The sequence below is a fragment of the Mycobacterium sp. E735 genome, from assembly GCF_001666955.1.
In the GTDB taxonomy this organism is placed as follows: domain Bacteria; phylum Actinomycetota; class Actinomycetes; order Mycobacteriales; family Mycobacteriaceae; genus Mycobacterium.
The window spans coordinates 15,642-32,161 of sequence record NZ_LZIX01000335.1 but is presented as its reverse complement, the minus strand read 5'-3'; the positions used below and the strand labels follow the sequence as shown (position 1 = coordinate 32,161).

The following is a 16,520-nucleotide window of genomic DNA, read 5'->3' as shown; positions in this document are numbered from 1 at the left end:
TGATCAGACCGAAGTGAATGTTGAGACCGTGCCCGAAGAACAGCGCGTCACCGGGCTTGAGGTTGGGCTCGATGTCGTTCTTGAAGATGTCCGCCTGCGCGGTGTCGGGCGCCAACAGCATGATGACGTCGGCCCACTTGGCCACCTCGGCGGGCGTGTCGACCTCCAGGCCCTGCTCCTCCACCTTGGCCCGCGACTTCGAACCCTCCTTGAGCCCGACGCGAACCTGCACACCCGAGTCGCGCAGGCTCAGCGAATGCGCGTGCCCCTGGCTGCCGTACCCGATGACGCCGACCTTGCGGCCCTGGATGATCGACAGGTCTGCGTCGTCGTCGTAGAACATTTCTAGTGCCACTGTTTCAATATCTCCTTGTGTGTTACTTGGCCGTGGCGATGCCGCGCGGACCGCGGGACAACGACACCACTCCCGATTGGACTATCTCGCGGATGCCGAACGGTTCCAGCACCCGCAGCAGCGCCTCGATCTTGCCGCGGTCACCGGTAGCCTCGATCGTCAGCGCCTCAGTCGATACGTCAATCACCTTGGCGCGGAACAGGTTCACCGCCTCGATCACCTGACTGCGGCTGCCCGCGTCGGCGCGCACCTTGATCAGCGCCAACTCCCGGGACACCGCGGCCCCGTCGTCGAGCTCGACGATCTTGATGACGTTGATCAGCTTGTTGAGCTGCTTGGTGATCTGCTCGAGTGGGGTCTCCTCCGCGCTGACCACAATCGTCATGCGCGACATGTCCTTTTGCTCGGTGGCCCCGACGGCCAGCGACTCGATGTTGAAACCGCGCCGGGAGAACAGAGCCGCCACGCGGGCGAGCACACCGGGCTTGTCCTCCACCAACACCGACAGCGTGTGCGTGTGCATCAGGCGTGCCCTTCGCTCTCGTCGTCGAAGAGCGGGCGAATGCCGCGGGCGGCCTGGATCTCGTCGTTGCTGGTGCCCGCGGCGACCATCGGCCACACCTGCGCGTCGGCGCCGACGATGAAGTCGATCACCACGGGACGATCGGTGATCGCCCGGGCCGCGTTGATCACGTCCTCGACGTCTTCCTCACGCTCGCAACGCAATCCGACACAGCCCAGCGCCTCCGCGAGCTTCACGAAGTCGGGGATGCGATGCGAGTGCGTGGCCAGGTCCGTCTGCGAATACCGCTCCTCGTAGAACAGCGTCTGCCACTGACGCACCATGCCCAGGTTGCCGTTGTTGATCAGCGCCACCTTGATCGGCACGCCTTCGATGGCGCAGGTGGCCAGCTCCTGGTTGGTCATCTGGAAGCAGCCGTCGCCGTCGATGGCCCACACCTCGGCCTCCGGGCGAGCCATCTTGGCCCCCATGGCGGCCGGTATGGCGAACCCCATGGTGCCCAGCCCACCGGAGTTGATCCAGGTGCGCGGTTTCTCATACGAGATGAACTGCGCGGCCCACATTTGGTGCTGGCCCACCCCGGCGACGTACACCGCGTCGGGCCCGGCGATCTGGCCGAGCTTCTCGATGACGTATTCCGGGCCGAGACTGCCGTCGCTTTGCGGGTCGTAGCTCAGCGGGTAGGTGGACTGAACGCTGTCCAGATAGGCCCACCACTCCGTCATGTCGACGCTGCCGGGGATGTCGTAGTGCCGCAGCATCGCGATCAGGTCGGTGATGACCGCTTGGACGTCGCCGACGATCGGCACGTCGGCGTGGCGGTTCTTGCCGATCTCGGCCGGGTCGATGTCGGCGTGAATGACTTTCGCCTCGGGCGCGAAGGTGTCGAGCTTCCCGGTCACCCGGTCGTCGAAGCGTGTGCCCAGGGCGATCAGCAGGTCGCTGCGCTGCAGCGCCGCCACCGCGGCGACGGTGCCGTGCATACCGGGCATGCCCATGTGCTGGCGGTGGCTGTCGGGGAACGCCCCGCGCGCCATCAGGGTGGTGACCACCGGGATGCCGGTCAGCTCGGCCAGCTCGCGCAGCTGCTCGGTCGCCTCCCCGCGGATGACGCCACCACCGACGTAGAGGACCGGCTTGCGGGCGTCGGCGATCAGCTTGGCGGCCTCGCGGATCTGCCGGTTGTGCGGCTTGGTGTTCGGCTTGTAGCCGGGCAGGTCCATGCGCGGCGGCCAACTGAACGTGCACTGCCCCTGCAGCACGTCTTTGGGGATGTCGACCAGCACCGCGCCGGGGCGGCCGGAGGACGCGATGTGGAACGCCTCGGCCATCACCTGCGGGATCTCGTCGCCGGAGCGGACCAGGAAGTTGTGCTTGGTGATCGGCATCGTGATGCCCGAGATGTCGGCTTCCTGGAAGGCGTCGGTGCCGATCAGCGTGCGACCGACCTGACCGGTGATGGCGACGACGGGCACCGAGTCCATTTGGGCGTCGGCCAGCGGCGTGACCAGGTTGGTGGCGCCGGGGCCCGACGTCGCCATGCACACCCCGACCTTGCCGGTGGCGTGGGCGTAGCCGCTCGCGGCGTGACCGGCGCCCTGCTCGTGCCGAACCAGCACGTGGCGAAGCTTTTTCGAGTCGAACAGCGGATCGTAAACCGGCAACACGGCGCCGCCGGGAATCCCGAAGATGACCTCGACGTCGAGCTCCTCCAGCGACCGGATCACCGACTGTGCGCCGGTAAGTTTCTCGGGCCCAACACGTTTCGGCTTCCGTGCGGGGGCGGCTGCCGGCGTTTCCGCCGCGTCCGTGGCGATGTCGGCGGCACGCTCCGGCTGGGTGGCGTGCTGCCTGGTGGGTGCGCTCACTGTCTTTCGTCCTTATTCACTCTGGGAGTCTCGCTGGGGGCAACAAAAAACCCCCGACAGCTCTTCTGCTGCACGAGGGTTGCGCGTTGGTCTGGATAGCTTCAAATGCCGAAGAGGCTAGTCAGGCACCAACGCGCCGACTAATTACTACGAGCATCCCGGGCTGTCCGGCGGTATCCATAACGTCCGACGGTAGCCTTCGCACAGCTCAGCAGTCAAATCCGCGCCCCGTGGCCCGCGCACAGATCCGGCCCCCCGCGACGGGTGAAATGATGGTCGGGTGGCTACCGGTTCGTCTTCCCACACACCCGTCGTGATCAAGGTGTCCCCGATCGCGCACCTGGCCGTCGGGTTCTTCACCCTCGGGCTGCTGATCCCGGTGATGCTCTGGCCGCCCTCGGCGCCACTGCTGGTGATCCCCGTGCTGCTGTCGGCGCTGATCGTCCGGTTGCGGACCGTCGCCGACGATCGAGGCGTGACGGTCCGCACGCTGCTGGGCAGCCAGACGGTGGACTGGGATGACATCGACGGGCTGCGCTTCCATCGGGGTTCCTGGGCACGCGCGCACCTCAAGAGCGGCGCGGAGGTGCGCCTGCCCGCGGTGACGTTCGCGACGCTGCCGCAGCTGACCGAGGCCAGCTCGGGACGGGTGCCTAACCCGTATCAGTGAGGGTCAGGCGATCGGGTTGACCCCGTTGAGCAGCACCCACACCGCGATGCCTGCGGCGATGCCGACCAGCAGCGCGACGAACGACCCGATGAAGGGCCGATGCGCCCAGCCCCGTCGCGCGTCGAGGCCGTAGCGGCCCGGCCCGCACAGGATCACCGCGACGGCCATCACGATCAGGCTGATCTGGTATTCGTGCCCGTCGGGCAGGAAGTACGTGAAGCTGTGCGGATGCGGCCGCGCGGTGATGGTGGCCAGCATGCCGTTGATCAGAAAGGCGAGCGCGCCGGCCGCGGCCACCGGGGTGAACAGACCGAGCACCAGAAGAACGCCCGCGACGAGCTCGCCGCCGGCGCTGACGTAGGCCAGGATGTCGGCGTGCTGGTAGCCGACGTCGGACAGTGAGTTCTTGAACCCGCCCACGCCGGAGCCGCCCCACCAGCCGGTCAGCTTCTGCAACCCGTGGGCGGCCAGCACGACACCGAGCCCGACCCGCAAGATCAGCAAACCCAGGTGCTGGGTTCCACGGCGGCCCACTTCGTGCAGCCGGCCGTGGTGTTCGTCCGCGTCGATCTCGGCGGGCTCGGCCGCTGCGTGCCGCGATGCCTGCGGCTGGACGTAGGGCAACGGCTCCTGTTGGTCGAGCACGTTGTACCCCGCCGCGCTGGACCCGCCGGCGTGGTCGCCCATGTAGGGGATGACGGTGGTGGTTCCGGTGGAGGGGTTGAAGTCGCCGGGGTAGCCGACGGGCGTCAGATCGTCTTCGGGGTCAACCACACGCGCCGTCGCGGGGCGACCTGGAGTTGGCTCCGGGGATTCGCCGGGCCGCTGCCAATGTCCGTCATTCGGTTGACTGGTCACGCGTGTCAGGGTAAGGGCATTTGCCGCCGAATTGGGGATTTGAGCGGCGCTTTCGCCAGGCAATCGGCGGTTTGCCCGCCGAACACGTCCAGATCGGCCTGAAAACGCCTTCCGCGGGGCGACGCAGGGCCCAATCCGGCCGCAAAACGGGGGCCAGGCGCCGCCCGTGGGCCGTTCCCGGGCGCGCTCGGATCGCGTCGCGCCGGGCGGGCAGCGCATGCGTGTGGCGGGGGCGGCCGCACTATCCGTAGCCTGTCGGTCATGCGATTAGGGCGCTCGGTTCGGTGCGGGTTCGCCGCGCTTTGCGCGGTGGTGCTCGTCGCGAGCGGCTGCGCACGATTCAACGACGCCCAGTCGCAGCCGTTCACCACCAACCCCGAACTCAAGCCCCAACCCAGTTCGACGCCTCCCCCACCGCCGCCGCTACCGCCGACGCCGTTCCCCAAGGCGTGCCCGGCTCCTGGCGTGATGCAGGGCTGCCTGGAGAGCACCAGCGGACTGATCATGGGTCCCGACAGCAAAACCGCGCTGGTCGCCGAGCGCACCACCGGCGCGGTCAAGGAGATCTCGGTGAGCGCCGAGCCGAAGGTGAAGATGGTCATCCCGGTCGACCCCTCCGGGGACGGCGGGCTGATGGACATCGTGCTGTCGCCGACCTACACGCAAGACCGGCTCATGTACGCCTACGTCAGCACGCCTACCGACAATCGGGTGATCCGGGTGGCCGACGGCGACATCCCGAAAGACATCCTGACCGGGATCCCCAAGGGCGCCACCGGGAACACCGGCGCGCTGATCTTCACCAGCCCCACCACGCTGGTCGTGATGACCGGCGATGCGGGTAACCCCGCGGCGGCGGCGGATCCTAAATCGCTGGCCGGCAAGGTGCTTCGCATCGAGCAGCCGACCACCATCGGTCAGGCCCCGCCGACGACGGCGCTGTCGGGCGTCGGCGCGGGCGGCGGCCTGTGCATCGACCCCGTCGACGGCTCGCTCTACGTCGCCGACCGCACGCCGACGGCGGATCGGTTGCAGCGCATCACCAAGACCTCCGAGGTCTCCACGGTGTGGACCTGGCCGGACAAGCCCGGCGTGGCCGGCTGCGCGGCAATGGACGGGACCGTGCTGGTCAACCTGATCAACACCAAGCTGACGGTCGCAGTGCGGCTGGCTCCCGCGACGGGTGCCGTCACCGGTGAACCCGACGTGGTCCGCAAGGACACCCACGCCCACGCGTGGGCGCTGCGGATGTCCCCGGACGGAAACGTTTGGGGCGCAACCGTCAACAAGACCGCCGGCGACGCCGAGAAGCTCGACGACGTGGTGTTCCCGCTGTTCCCGCAGGGCGGCGGTTTCCCGCGCAACAACGACGACAAGACCTGATTGGGGCCTGCCGGAGCACGCCACAGCAGCCACATCCCTACCGGGGGCGAACCACCACATGATTCGTGAATTCGATATCGCGGGTGATATCGCGTTCGAGACTCGGCTAATGATGGGCTGAAGTCTCGCGCGTCCCGCCGAGTTGCTCCTGGTGGGCCGGCTACCCCTGCCCGCAGGCCGCCAGCACCAGTTCGCGGACCCGAGCCGCGTCGGCCTGGCCCCGGGTGGCCTTCATCACCGCGCCGACGATCGCGCCGGCCGCGGCCACCTTGCCGCCCCGGATCTTCTCCGCCACATCGGGATTGGCGGCCAGCGCCTCGTCGACCGCGGCCTGGGTCACCGAGTCGTCGCGCACCAGCTCGAGGCCGCGGGCCGTCATCACCTGCCCGGGCTCGCCCTCGCCGGCCAGCACCCCCTCCACAACCTGGCGGGCCAGCTTGTTGGACAGCTTGCCCTCGTCCACGAGCGCGATCACCGCGGCGACCTGAGCCGGGGTGATGGTCAGCTCGTCCAGGCCGATGTTGGCCTCATTGGCCTTCTGCACCAAGAAGTTTCCCCACCAGGCGCGCGCCTGCTCGCTGGTGGCGCCGTGCTTGACCGTCTCGATCACCAAGTCGACGGCGCCGGCGTTGACCAGGTCGCGCATCACCTCGTCGGAAACGCCCCATTCGTCCTGAATCCTCTTGCGGCTCAGCCACGGTAGCTCCGGGATCGTCTGGCGCAGCTGCTCGACCAATTCACGGCTGGGCGCCACGGGTTCGAGGTCGGGCTCGGGGAAATAGCGGTAGTCCTGGGCGGTCTCCTTGGCCCGGCCCGGGCTGGTGTACCCGGCCTCGTGAAAGTGCCTGGTCTCCTGGATGATCTGACCGCCGGACGCGAGGACGGCGGCCTGCCGCTGCATTTCGTAACGCACCGCCACCTCAACGCTTTTCAGCGAGTTGACGTTCTTGGTCTCGGTGCGGGTGCCGAACTCGACGGCACCCTTGGGCATCAGCGAAACGTTGGAGTCGCAACGCATCGACCCCTGGTCCATCCTGACATCGGATACGCCCAAGGCGCGCAACAGGTCTCGCAATGCCGTGACATAAGCCCGGGCGATCTGGGGGGCCCGGTCGCCGGCACCGACGATCGGCTTGGTGACGATCTCGATCAGCGGCACACCGGCCCGGTTGTAGTCGAGCAGCGAGGTCGTCGCGCCGTGGATGCGGCCGGTCTCGCTGCCCAGGTGGGTGAGCTTGCCGGTGTCCTCCTCCATGTGCGCGCGCTCGATCTCGACCCGCCAGGTGGTGCCGTCGTCCAGCGGCGCTTCCAGGTATCCGTTGATCGCGATCGGCTCGTCGTACTGGGAAATCTGGTAGTTCTTGGGCATGTCCGGGTAGAAGTAGTTCTTCCGGGCGAACCGGCACCAGGGCACGATCTCGCAGTTGAGGGCCAGCCCGATCCGGATCGCCGATTCCACCGCCGTGCGGTTGAGCACCGGTAGCGAGCCGGGCAGCCCGAGGCAGACGGGGCATACCTGCGTGTTGGGCTCGGCGCCGAAGGCGGTGGAGCAGCCGCAGAACATCTTGGTGACGGTCGACAGCTCGACGTGCACCTCGAGGCCGAGTACCGGGTCGAAGCGCGCGAGGACCTCGTCGTAGTTCATGAGATCGGCGCTGGCAGCAACACTCATGCAGCCGATCCTAGTGGCGACCTCGAGCTCGGCGGAGCCGGGCGAAGAGGGTCAGCGCGGCGGAGCCGGGCGATCAGGGCCAGTGCGGTGAGCGCGACGCGGGGAACCGGTGGGGCTCCCCACCCCTGCCCGGGAACATGTCGGCCAGCACGGCCGCCATCTCGAGGTAACTTCGCCGGCTTTCCTTGCTCAGCCGGTCCAGTTCGATCTGGTTCCCGCCGTGTATGTGTCGATCGAACGGCAGCACCACCGTTGCGCCGACGCGCGCGGACAATCGCTCTAGCTCCTTGGCGGCCAGCAGTTCCACCTTGGCCGGCTCCACGTGGTTGATCGCCAATACCGTCGACTGCATCAGCCATTGATATGCGTTGTTGGCCAACCAATCCAAAGTGGTAGCGGTTTTCCGAATCGCGTCTATGGACGTGCTGGTCACAACGACCAGCGCCAGCGCCTCACGCAGGACGGCATCCATCACACCCGAATTGAGCGCCTTCGCGCAGTCCACCAGCACCACCGAATAGTGGTTGCGCAGGATCGAAAATGCCTTCACCGCGTCATGACGCTCGAGCCGCCAATCGGTGTGCGCGTAGTCGGGCAGTCCGAGCACTTCCAGGCCGAAGTTGTTCATGTAGGTATGAGCGCGCACGTCCGGGTAGCTCGTGACCGTGTCGTCGGCGAGCAGCTCGGCCATTCCCAGCGCGTTGGGCTTGCCGTGGCGATCCGCCAGGTCGCCGGCGTCCATGTCGACGGCGATGATCCGGTCGTTGCGCGCGTCGGCGAACGTCGACCCGAGCGCCTCCACCACAGCGGTCTTGCCGACGCCACCCTTGAGGTTGAGCACGGCGATGGGAAACGCCCCGCCCACCTCAGCGCGGATGCGGTTGCGCAAGTCCTCTTTGTACCGTGCGTCTTTGCCGGGGCCCAGATCGACGCCCGTCAGGCGATGGATCACTTCTCGCCAGCTGAACCGGGAGGAGCCGTCGCGCTCCTGCAGGTCGAGACCGTCCAGCGCCGTCCCGCCCGGCAGTCGCGCGGGCCGCCGTACCGGGGGGACCCGTGATGCGGGCGCGGGCGGGGGTGGCCTGAACTGCGGCCCGCGGATGGCCGGATCCGAAGGATGGGGCTGAGGCATCGTGGCGGCCGCCGGATCGGCATCGACGCGCCAACCGGGCGGTCGCGGGCGACGGGCCGGCGGGCCCACCGGCCCCGCCGTCGCCGCGGGGTGCTGAACGACTCCGCGAATCGAACCGCGGTTGCTCACTCCGGAGGTATAACCGCGGGGAACCCGTCCGGAAACCACGAATTTGCGCAAACGGCCCGCAGCTGGCCGGTAGCCGGGCGAATTCAACCCCTGGCCAGGCCGAAGTCAGACCAGGGCCACCCGCCGTTTGCCGAATTTCGCGGGGTCAGCCGAAGAAGGCGGCGGCGTCGTCGTACCGGCTTTCGGGCACCAGCTTGAGCTGGCGCACCGCGTCGGCCAGGGCCACCCGGCCGATGTCCTGCCCCCGCAACGACACCATCTGGCCGTACTCACCGGCGTGCGCGGCGTCGGCGGCGTTGACGCCGAACCGGGTGGCCAGCACCCGGTCGAAGGCCGTCGGCGTCCCGCCGCGCTGGACGTGGCCCAGCACGGTCACCCGGACGTCCTTGTTGATCCGCTTCTCCACCTCGGCACCTAGCTGGGCCGCGACACCGGTGAACTTCTCGTGGCCGAACTCGTCAAGCCCGCCCTCGCGCAGCGAGATTGAGCCCGGGATGGGTTTGGCTCCCTCGGCGACCACGCAGATGAAGTGCGAATCTCCGCGCTGGAAGCGGCGTTTGACCAACCGGCACACCTCCTCGACGTCGAAGGGCTGCTCGGGGATCAGTGTCATGTGCGCGCCCGAGGCCAGGCCGGCGTTCAGCGCGATCCAGCCCGCGTGCCGGCCCATCACCTCCACCAGCATCACCCGCTGGTGGGATTCGGCGGTGCTGTGCAGCCGGTCGATTGCGTCGGTGGCGACGGTGAGCGCGGTATCGTGGCCGAAAGTGACGTCGGTGCAATCGATGTCGTTGTCGATGGTCTTCGGCACGCCGACGACGGGAACGTTCTCCTCGGACAGCCAGTGCGCGGCGGTCAGCGTGCCTTCACCGCCGATCGGGATGAGCACGTCGATGCCGTTGTCGTCCAGGGTCTGCTTGATCTGGTCCAGCCCGGCGCGCAGTTTGTCGGGGTGCACCCGGGCGGTCCCCAGCATCGTGCCGCCCTTGGCCAGCAGCCGGTCGTTGCGGTCGTCGTTCTGCAGTTGGATACGCCGGTTTTCCAGTAACCCGCGCCACCCGTCCTGAAAGCCGACCACCGACGAGCCGTAGCGGGCGTCGCAGGTGCGCACCACCGCCCGGATGACGGCGTTCAGCCCCGGACAGTCACCACCACCAGTGAGAACTCCGATCCGCATGCCTTCATCTTGCCTGGGGCGACGCCCCTATGGCGCGGGCAAGCGCAAAATCGCTCCGGACTCGGCGCTACAGGGTGGGTGCCGACGGTAGCGGGCCGCGGGCCACCTCGTACGCGGCGCCAACCCGGTAGAGGCGGTCGTCGGCCAACGCCGGCGCCATGATCTGCAGCCCGACCGGCAGCCCGTCGTCCGGGGACAGCCCCGCAGGCACCGACATGCCGCAGTGGCCGGCCAGGTTGAGGGGCAGCGTGCACAGATCGAACAGGTACATCGCCAGCGGGTCGTCCACCTTCTCCCCCAGCGGGAAGGCGGGACTCGGTGTCGCCGGCGACACCACCACGTCGACCGACTCGTAGGCGCGGTCCAGGTCGCGGGCGATCAGCGTGCGAACCTTCTGGGCCTGGTTGTAATAGGCGTCGTAATAGCCGGCCGACAGCGCGTAGGTGCCGATCATGATGCGCCGCTTGACTTCCGGACCGAAACCGGCGGCCCGGGTCAGCGCCATAACCTCCTCGGCGCTGTGTGTCCCGTCGTCGCCGACGCGCAGCCCGTAGCGCATCGCGTCGAAGCGGGCCAGGTTGCTCGACACCTCCGACGGCAAGATCAGGTAGTAGGCGGCCAGCGCGTATTCGAAGTGCGGGCAGTCGACTTCGGTCACCTCGGCGCCCAGCTCGGTCAGCCGCCCGACGGCGGCCTCGAACGAAGCCAGCACCCCCGGCTGGTAGCCGTCGCCGCGCAGCTGCTTCACGACTCCGACCCGCACGCCCTTGAGGTCACCGGCCGCGCCGGCTTTGGCGGCCCCGACGACGTCGGGCACCGCCGCTTCGACGGACGTGGAGTCGCGGGTGTCGTGCCCGGCGATCACCTGGTGCAGCAGCGCGGTGTCCAGCACCGTGCGAGCGCACGGGCCGCCCTGGTCAAGCGACGACGCGCAGGCCACCAGCCCGTAGCGCGACACGGTGCCGTAGGTGGGCTTGACGCCGACCGTCGCGGTCAGCGCCGCCGGCTGCCGGATCGAGCCGCCGGTGTCGGACCCGATGGCCAGCGGAGCCTGGAACGCGGCCAGCGCCGCCGCGCTGCCTCCCCCGGAGCCACCGGGCACCCGGTCGAGGTCCCACGGGTTGCGGGTGGGGCCGTAGGCGGAGTTCTCCGTCGAGCTGCCCATCGCGAACTCGTCCATGTTGGTCTTGCCGAGGATCGGGATGCCCGCGGCACGCAACCGCGTGGTGAGGGTGGCGTCATAGGGGGAACGCCAGCCCTCGAGAATTTTGGAGCCGCAGGTGGTGGGCATGTCGATGGTGGTGAAGACGTCCTTGAGCGCCAGCGGCACCCCGGCCAGCGGTGAGGGCAGCCGCTCCCCCGCGGCCATCGCCTCGTCGACCTGCTTGTCGACGGCGGCCGCCGCGGCAAGCGCCTCGTCGGCGGCCACGTGCAGGAAGGCGTGGTAGCGGTCGTCGGTCGCCGCGATCTGGTCCAGGCACGCCTGGGTGACCTCGACCGACGACAGCTCCTTGGCGGCGATCCTGGCCGCCAGGGTCGCGGCGTCGGACCGGACGATGTCGTTCACTCGCTGTCCCCCAGGATTTGCGGCACCGCGAAGCGGCCGTCGGCGGCCTCGGGCGCCTGGGCCAGCGCCTCCGACTGTGTCAGGCAGGGGGTCGGTTCGTCGGGGCGGGTGACGTTCACGTCCTTGAGCGGGTTGTCGGTCGCTTCGACGCCGGTGACGTCGACCGCCTGCACCTGGCTGACGTGGGTCAGGATGGCGTCGAGCTGGCCGGCGAAGCTGTCGAGCTCGCTATCGGTCAGCGCCAGCCGGGACAGCCGGGCCAGGTGCGCCACCTCGTCGCGGGAGATCTGAGACACGACAGGAAAGCCTAGTCGCGCGCGCGGGGCCGGGTTCAGGGCCGCCGGTTATCCGCAGAAATGCAGTGCACGCATCGCTGTGTAACAGTGTTGGCCGTGCCGTCGTATTTGTTGCGCATCGAGCTGGTCGACCGCCCGGGCAGCCTGGGCTCGCTGGCGGTCGCGCTCGGTTCGGTCGGCGCCGACATCCTGTCGCTCGACGTGGTCGAGCGCAGCTCGGGGTATGCGATCGACGACCTGGTGATCGAATTGCCGCCCGGGGCGATGCCGGACACGCTGATCACCGCCGCGGAATCGCTCAACGGTGTGCGGGTGGACAGCGTGCGGCCGCACACCGGGTTGCTGGAGGCCCATCGCGAGCTGGAACTGCTCGACCACGTCGCCGCCGCCGGCGACAACGCCTCCCGGCTGCAGGTCCTGGCCGACGAGGCGCCCCGGGTGCTGCGGGTCAGCTGGTGCACCGTGGTGCGCAGTGCCGGCGACGGGCTGGAGCGGCTGGCGTCCAGCCCGGGTGCGCCGGAGACGCGGGCGGATTCGGCCCCGTGGCTGCCCCTCGAGCGGGCGGTGACGCTGGACAGCGCGGGCGACTGGGTGCCGCAGGCGTGGCGCGACATGGACACCACGATGGTCGCGGCCCCGCTGGGTGATCCGCACACCGCGGTGGTGCTGGGCCGCCCGGGCCCGGAGTTCCGGCCGTCGGAGGTGGCTCGCCTGGGCTACCTGGCCGGGATCGTGGCCACCCTGCTGCGCTAGCGCGCCGTGCCGGACAGCGCCGGCGAAGTCGAACCGGACAGCACCGCCGGGTCGTCGTCTTCCCACAGCAACAGCTGCCGAACCGCCGGACGCGGACCGTAGGGCCGCAGCATGGTGCTGGCCGGGCGCGGGCGCACCCGTTGCGGCCACCAGAACCAGCGCCCGAGAATCCTTGCGACAGAAGGCGTCATGAAAGATCGCACGATCAGCGTGTCGAACAGCAAGCCGAGGCCGATCGTCGTCCCGATCTGACCGAGCACCTGGAAACCGCTGAAGACGAACGCACACATGGTCACCGCGAACACGATGCCGGCCGAGGTGACCACCGACCCGGAGCCCGCCATCGCTCGGATGATGCCGGTGTTCAAGCCGGCATGAATTTCCTCCTTGAACCGGGAGATCAGCAGCAGGTTGTAGTCGGATCCCACTGCAAGAAGCAGGATGACGGCCAGCGCGAGCACCACCCAGTACAGCTGAATGCCGAAGATGTACTGCCAGACCAGGACCGAGAGCCCGAACGAGGCACCCAGCGACAGAGCGACGGTGCCGACGATGACCAGGGCGGCGATCAGGCTGCGCGTGATGATCATCATGATCAGCAGGATCAAGCTCAGAGCGGCGAACGCGACGATCATCAGGTCGTACTTGGCCCCGTCCTGAATGTCCTTGTAGGTCGCGGCCGTACCGCCGAGATAGATTCCCGCGTCCGCCATCGGCGTGCCCTTCAGCGCCTCGTGCGCAGCCTTGGCAATCGGGTCGATGTGCGAAATACCCTGGGGCGTAGCGGGATCGCCTTCGTGCGTGACGATCATGCGGGCGGCCTTACCGTCGGGCGAGAGGAACAATTTGAGCCCGCGCTTGAAGTCCGGGTTGTTGAACACCTCCGGCGGCAGGTAGAAGGTGTCGTCGTTCTTGGCCGCGTCGAAGGCCCGCCCCAGCGCCGTCGCGTTGTCGATCGCGGCCGCGGTCTGCGCGTAAATGCCGGACAGCGTGGCGTAATTGGCCAACGTCAGGTCGCGGTTGGTCTGCTGACTCTCGATCTGCGGCGGTATCAGCGCCACCAGTTTCGGCTGCAGGGCGTCGAGCTTATCGAGTGACGCCGTGAGGTTTTCGAACTTCTCGGTGAGCTGATCGATTCCGTCGAGCGCGTCGAACAGCGATCTGAACGCGAAGCAGATGGGGATGTCGTAGCAGTGCCGCTCCCAGTAGAAGTAGCTGCGAACCGGCCTGAAGAAGTCGTCGAAATACGCGATCTTGTCGCGCAGGTCCTGGATCGTGCCGAGCGTGTCGTGGAAGCTCTGGGTCTCGTCGTGGGTGGTGCCGGCGAGCTGCTGCTGCAACACGTATTGCTGCTTCAAGATGTTGATGGTCTTGTTCAGCTCGTTGGCCTGCTTGAGGGCATCGTTGGCCCGATCCTGTTGATAGGTCAGGTTTTCCTGCTGCGCCGCGCTGGAATTGCTGACCACGAACGCCAGCGAGCTGTGGACCAGCGGGGTGCCCAGTGGGCGGGTGATGGTCTGCACCTGCGCGACGCCGGGCACGTGGAATACCGCCTTGGCCACCTTGTCCAGCACGAGCATGCTCTCCGGGTTGCGCATGTCGTGATCGGTTTCGACCATGAGCAATTCGGGCTCCAGCCGGGCCCGGGAGAAATGCTTCTCGGCGGCGGTGTAGCCGACGTTGGCCGGCGCGCTGGCCGGCATGTAGGGACGGGTGTCATAGCTGGTCTTGTATCCGGGCAAGGCGATCAGGCCAACCAGGGCCAACGCGCACGCCGCGGCGAGAACGGCCCCCGGCCAGCGGACGATGGCGGTGCCGATGCGCCGCCAGCCGCGGGTTCTGACCGCCCGCTTGGGGTCGAAGATGCCCACCCTGGCGCCCAGGGTGAGGATCGCGGGGCCCAAGGTCAAGGCGGCGAACAGCGCGACGAGGATGCCCAGCGCGGCCGGAATGCCCAAACTCTGGAAGTAGGGCAGCCGGGTGAAGCTCAGACAGGCCACCGCGCCGGCCACCGTCAGACCCGAACCGAGCACGATGTGCGTCGTGCCGTGATACATGGTGTAGAAAGCCTTTTCGCGGTCCTCACCGGTTCCACGGGCTTCCTGGTAGCGGCCCACGAAGAATATCGCGTAGTCGGTGCCCGCGGCGATCACCAGAAGCGTCAACAGATTCGTCGCATACGTCGACAACCCGATGACGCCCGCGTTTCCGAGGAACGCGACAAGGCCTCGGGCGGCGGACATTTCGATCAGGACCGTGGCGAGCACCAGCAGCGTGGTGAGCACCGAGCGGTAGACGAAGAACAGCATCAACGCGATCACGCCGATCGTGATCGCGGTGACCTTCGCGGTGCCCTTGCTGCCGACGTCGAACTGATCGGATATCAGCGGCGCCGCGCCGGTCACATAGGCCTTGACACCGGGCGGGGGCTTGATGCGCTCGACGATGTCGCGCAGCGCCCCGACGCCCTCGTTGGCCAGCGCCGAGCCCTGATTACCGGCCAGGTTCACCTGGACGTAAGCGGCCTTGCCGTCGCTGCTCTGCGATCCCGCCGCCGTCAGGGTGTCGCCCCAGTAGTCCTGGACGTGCTCGACGTGCTTCTTGTCCTGCTCGAGCCTGCGGATCATCTCGTCGTAGTAACGGTGCGCGTCCGCACCCAGCGGCTTGTCGCCCTCCAGCACGATCATCGCCGAGCTGTCGGTGTCGAATTCCCCGAACTTTTCGCCGATGCGCTTGATGGCTTTGAGCGACGGGGCGTCGGGCGAGTTCAGCGCCACATTGTGCGTCTTGCCAACCTCTTCCAGCTGCGGCACCGCGATATTGGTGATCGCGGCCAGCGCCACCCAGAACAGCAGGATGGGCAGTGCGAGCCGGCGGATGGTGCGCGGGACCCGCGCCCGCGGCGGTTCGTGGTCGCTCATCCCGATTTGTCCAGACAGAAGGTGTAGGCGTCGACTTTGTCAACGGTGCGTTGGTCTTTCACTTCGCCGTTGACGGTGATGCGGCAGCCGAGGCTGTCGCCGTTTCCCTGTGCGACGACATTGCCCAGGACCGCGGGCTCCGTCGTGGTGATCGTGAACGACCACGGCAGCGGGGCGTCCTTGACTTGCTGCGGTTGGGCGTTGACATCAAGGTAGTTGATGGTCGCGGTGGCGCCGGGCCTGCCGAAGACCTCGAGCACCACCCGCTTGGGGTTGAACGGCACGATTTCGTTGGCCAGGCCGCTGTTCGCCGAGGCGCTGCTGTCTGAGCCGAAGATGCCGTGCAGGCGATAGATGCCGAATCCCGCGAGCGTGACCACCAGCACCGCAACCAGCACCATCCACCCTCGTCTGACGAGGAATGCCACCGAATTCCCCTTCACCCGTTCACCTTTCGATTATCGGGCGACACGACCACCTCTCAAGCCAGAGGCGGCTGCCGGCGGGTCGGGCGTGCTCGACAGCTATGACAGTACGGTACGGGACCGTACTGCACAAGAGACGCGCGCGTACACATTCCGCTGGGCGGGTCGACGCCGGATTACCCGTTGGTTCTGGTCAAGCCGGGGATGAGGAACCCGTCCACGAGGGCTTGGACGGTGCGACGGGTGGGCGGCCGGCCGGGAATAATGGACCGGAAGATGAGATAACCGGGCAACAGATCCCACAGCTCGTCGGTGATGACGTCCTCGCTGATCTCACCGCGGTCGACGGCTTGGCGCAGCACATGCTGAATCAACGCCTTGCGCTGCTTGAGGAATTGCTCCTGCAGAGCGTCGTTGAGCGCCGGGTGCCTCGAAACTTCGACCATCACCGCGCGGATGGTGCTGGCATGCTCGGAGCCGTGCCGACCACACGTCTCCCCCAAACTCAGCAGGTCGCCGCGCAGGGTGCCGGTGTTGGGCGCGACGGCGACCACGCGGACGCCCTCGGTGAAGGCGGCCAAGACCAATTCGGCCTTGGACGGCCAGCGCCGATACACCGTGGCCTTGCTCGCGTGGGCGGCGGCGGCGACCGCGTCGACCGTCAGCTGGTCATAGCCGTGCTCCTGCAGCAACCGCAGCGTGACCGCCAGTATCTCGGCCTCGCGTGGAGACCACGGTGATTCCTGCGTGAACCGGTCCGCCGTCTGGGTCATAGCGCCCACCATAGGACT

At 67.8% G+C, this 16,520-nt stretch carries 15 protein-coding genes; 3 read left to right on the top strand and 12 right to left on the bottom strand.

Annotation, left to right across the window (positions count from 1 at the left end; translation table 11 throughout):
- The 3 genes from A5704_RS27005 to A5704_RS26995 form a co-directional block, all read right to left on the bottom strand.
- The coding region (locus tag A5704_RS27005) for an NAD(P)-dependent oxidoreductase (RefSeq protein ID WP_197508551.1) at positions 1-343 on the bottom strand (343 nt) is incomplete at its 3' end.
- 34 nt (positions 344-377) lie between these two features.
- Entirely contained in the window at positions 378-878 is a 501-nt protein-coding gene (ilvN, locus tag A5704_RS27000) for an acetolactate synthase small subunit (protein ID WP_067758323.1), read from the bottom strand.
- Complete coding sequence (locus A5704_RS26995; RefSeq protein ID WP_369828507.1) at positions 878-2,695, bottom strand: acetolactate synthase large subunit; 1,818 nt, start codon at positions 2,693-2,695, stop codon at positions 878-880. The genes ilvN and A5704_RS26995 overlap by 1 nt, the downstream gene beginning before the upstream one ends.
- A gap of 364 nt (positions 2,696-3,059) precedes the next feature.
- Here A5704_RS26995 and A5704_RS26990 point away from each other — a divergent pair, with 364 nt between their 5' ends.
- Positions 3,060-3,416, top strand: coding sequence for a PH domain-containing protein (locus A5704_RS26990; protein ID WP_067758317.1), 357 nt, complete (start codon positions 3,060-3,062; stop codon positions 3,414-3,416).
- A gap of 3 nt (positions 3,417-3,419) precedes the next feature.
- On the opposite strand, the gene A5704_RS26985 is transcribed toward A5704_RS26990, so the two are convergent.
- Positions 3,420-4,274, bottom strand: coding sequence for a DoxX family protein (locus A5704_RS26985; protein WP_067758314.1), 855 nt, complete (start codon positions 4,272-4,274; stop codon positions 3,420-3,422).
- Between the two features lie 261 nt (positions 4,275-4,535).
- On the opposite strand from A5704_RS26985, the gene A5704_RS26980 reads away from it, so the two are divergent.
- Complete coding sequence (locus A5704_RS26980; RefSeq protein ID WP_067758311.1) at positions 4,536-5,657, top strand: sorbosone dehydrogenase family protein; 1,122 nt, start codon at positions 4,536-4,538, stop codon at positions 5,655-5,657.
- A 160-nt stretch (positions 5,658-5,817) separates the two neighbouring features.
- Here the strand turns inward: A5704_RS26980 and gatB are convergent, their stop codons facing one another.
- From gatB to gatC, 5 genes are all read right to left on the bottom strand, one after another.
- Positions 5,818-7,329, bottom strand: a complete 1,512-nt coding sequence (gatB, locus tag A5704_RS26975) for an Asp-tRNA(Asn)/Glu-tRNA(Gln) amidotransferase subunit GatB (protein WP_067891968.1) — start codon at positions 7,327-7,329, stop codon at positions 5,818-5,820.
- Between the two features lie 73 nt (positions 7,330-7,402).
- Positions 7,403-8,590: a MinD/ParA family protein gene (locus A5704_RS26970; RefSeq protein WP_231969405.1), complete on the bottom strand. Its 1,188-nt coding sequence runs from the start codon at positions 8,588-8,590 to the stop codon at positions 7,403-7,405.
- A 145-nt stretch (positions 8,591-8,735) separates the two neighbouring features.
- Complete coding sequence (locus A5704_RS26965; RefSeq protein ID WP_067758305.1) at positions 8,736-9,767, bottom strand: ATP-dependent 6-phosphofructokinase; 1,032 nt, start codon at positions 9,765-9,767, stop codon at positions 8,736-8,738.
- Between the two features lie 67 nt (positions 9,768-9,834).
- Entirely contained in the window at positions 9,835-11,334 is a 1,500-nt protein-coding gene (gene gatA, locus A5704_RS26960) for an Asp-tRNA(Asn)/Glu-tRNA(Gln) amidotransferase subunit GatA (protein ID WP_067891965.1), read from the bottom strand.
- Entirely contained in the window at positions 11,331-11,630 is a 300-nt protein-coding gene (gene gatC / locus A5704_RS26955) for an Asp-tRNA(Asn)/Glu-tRNA(Gln) amidotransferase subunit GatC (protein WP_067276513.1), read from the bottom strand. Before gatC ends, gatA begins: the two co-directional genes overlap by 4 nt.
- A gap of 96 nt (positions 11,631-11,726) precedes the next feature.
- On the opposite strand from gatC, the gene A5704_RS26950 reads away from it, so the two are divergent.
- Positions 11,727-12,383, top strand: coding sequence for an amino acid-binding protein (locus A5704_RS26950; protein ID WP_156670191.1), 657 nt, complete (start codon positions 11,727-11,729; stop codon positions 12,381-12,383).
- On the opposite strand, the gene A5704_RS26945 is transcribed toward A5704_RS26950, so the two are convergent.
- The 3 genes from A5704_RS26945 to A5704_RS26935 all read right to left on the bottom strand — a co-directional run bounded on the left by A5704_RS26945 (position 12,380) and on the right by A5704_RS26935 (position 16,514).
- A complete protein-coding gene (locus A5704_RS26945; RefSeq protein ID WP_067891962.1) occupies positions 12,380-15,304 on the bottom strand; it encodes an RND family transporter in 2,925 nt (974 codons plus the stop codon). The two genes, A5704_RS26950 and A5704_RS26945, sit on opposite strands and share 4 nt — an antisense overlap.
- The gene (locus A5704_RS26940; RefSeq protein ID WP_231969403.1) at positions 15,301-15,732 is read right to left on the bottom strand and encodes an MmpS family transport accessory protein; all 432 of its coding nucleotides are present in this window, start codon (positions 15,730-15,732) and stop codon (positions 15,301-15,303) included. Before A5704_RS26940 ends, A5704_RS26945 begins: the two co-directional genes overlap by 4 nt.
- A gap of 173 nt (positions 15,733-15,905) precedes the next feature.
- Complete coding sequence (locus A5704_RS26935; protein ID WP_156675585.1) at positions 15,906-16,514, bottom strand: TetR/AcrR family transcriptional regulator; 609 nt, start codon at positions 16,512-16,514, stop codon at positions 15,906-15,908.
- Between the last annotated feature and the right edge of the window lie 6 nt (positions 16,515-16,520).

Excerpts from the sequence above, each read along its gene's own strand:
- ilvN (WP_067758323.1), bottom strand. The coding sequence starts at position 878 with ATGCACACGCACACGCTGTCGGTGTTGGTGGAGGACAAGCCCGGTGTG.
- A5704_RS26980 (WP_067758311.1), top strand. The coding sequence starts at position 4,536 with ATGCGATTAGGGCGCTCGGTTCGGTGCGGGTTCGCCGCGCTTTGCGCG.
- gatB (WP_067891968.1), bottom strand. The coding sequence starts at position 7,329 with ATGAGTGTTGCTGCCAGCGCCGATCTCATGAACTACGACGAGGTCCTC.
- A5704_RS26965 (WP_067758305.1), bottom strand. The coding sequence starts at position 9,767 with ATGCGGATCGGAGTTCTCACTGGTGGTGGTGACTGTCCGGGGCTGAAC.
- A5704_RS26945 (WP_067891962.1), bottom strand. The coding sequence starts at position 15,304 with ATGAGCGACCACGAACCGCCGCGGGCGCGGGTCCCGCGCACCATCCGC.
- A5704_RS26935 (WP_156675585.1), bottom strand. The coding sequence starts at position 16,514 with ATGGTGGGCGCTATGACCCAGACGGCGGACCGGTTCACGCAGGAATCA.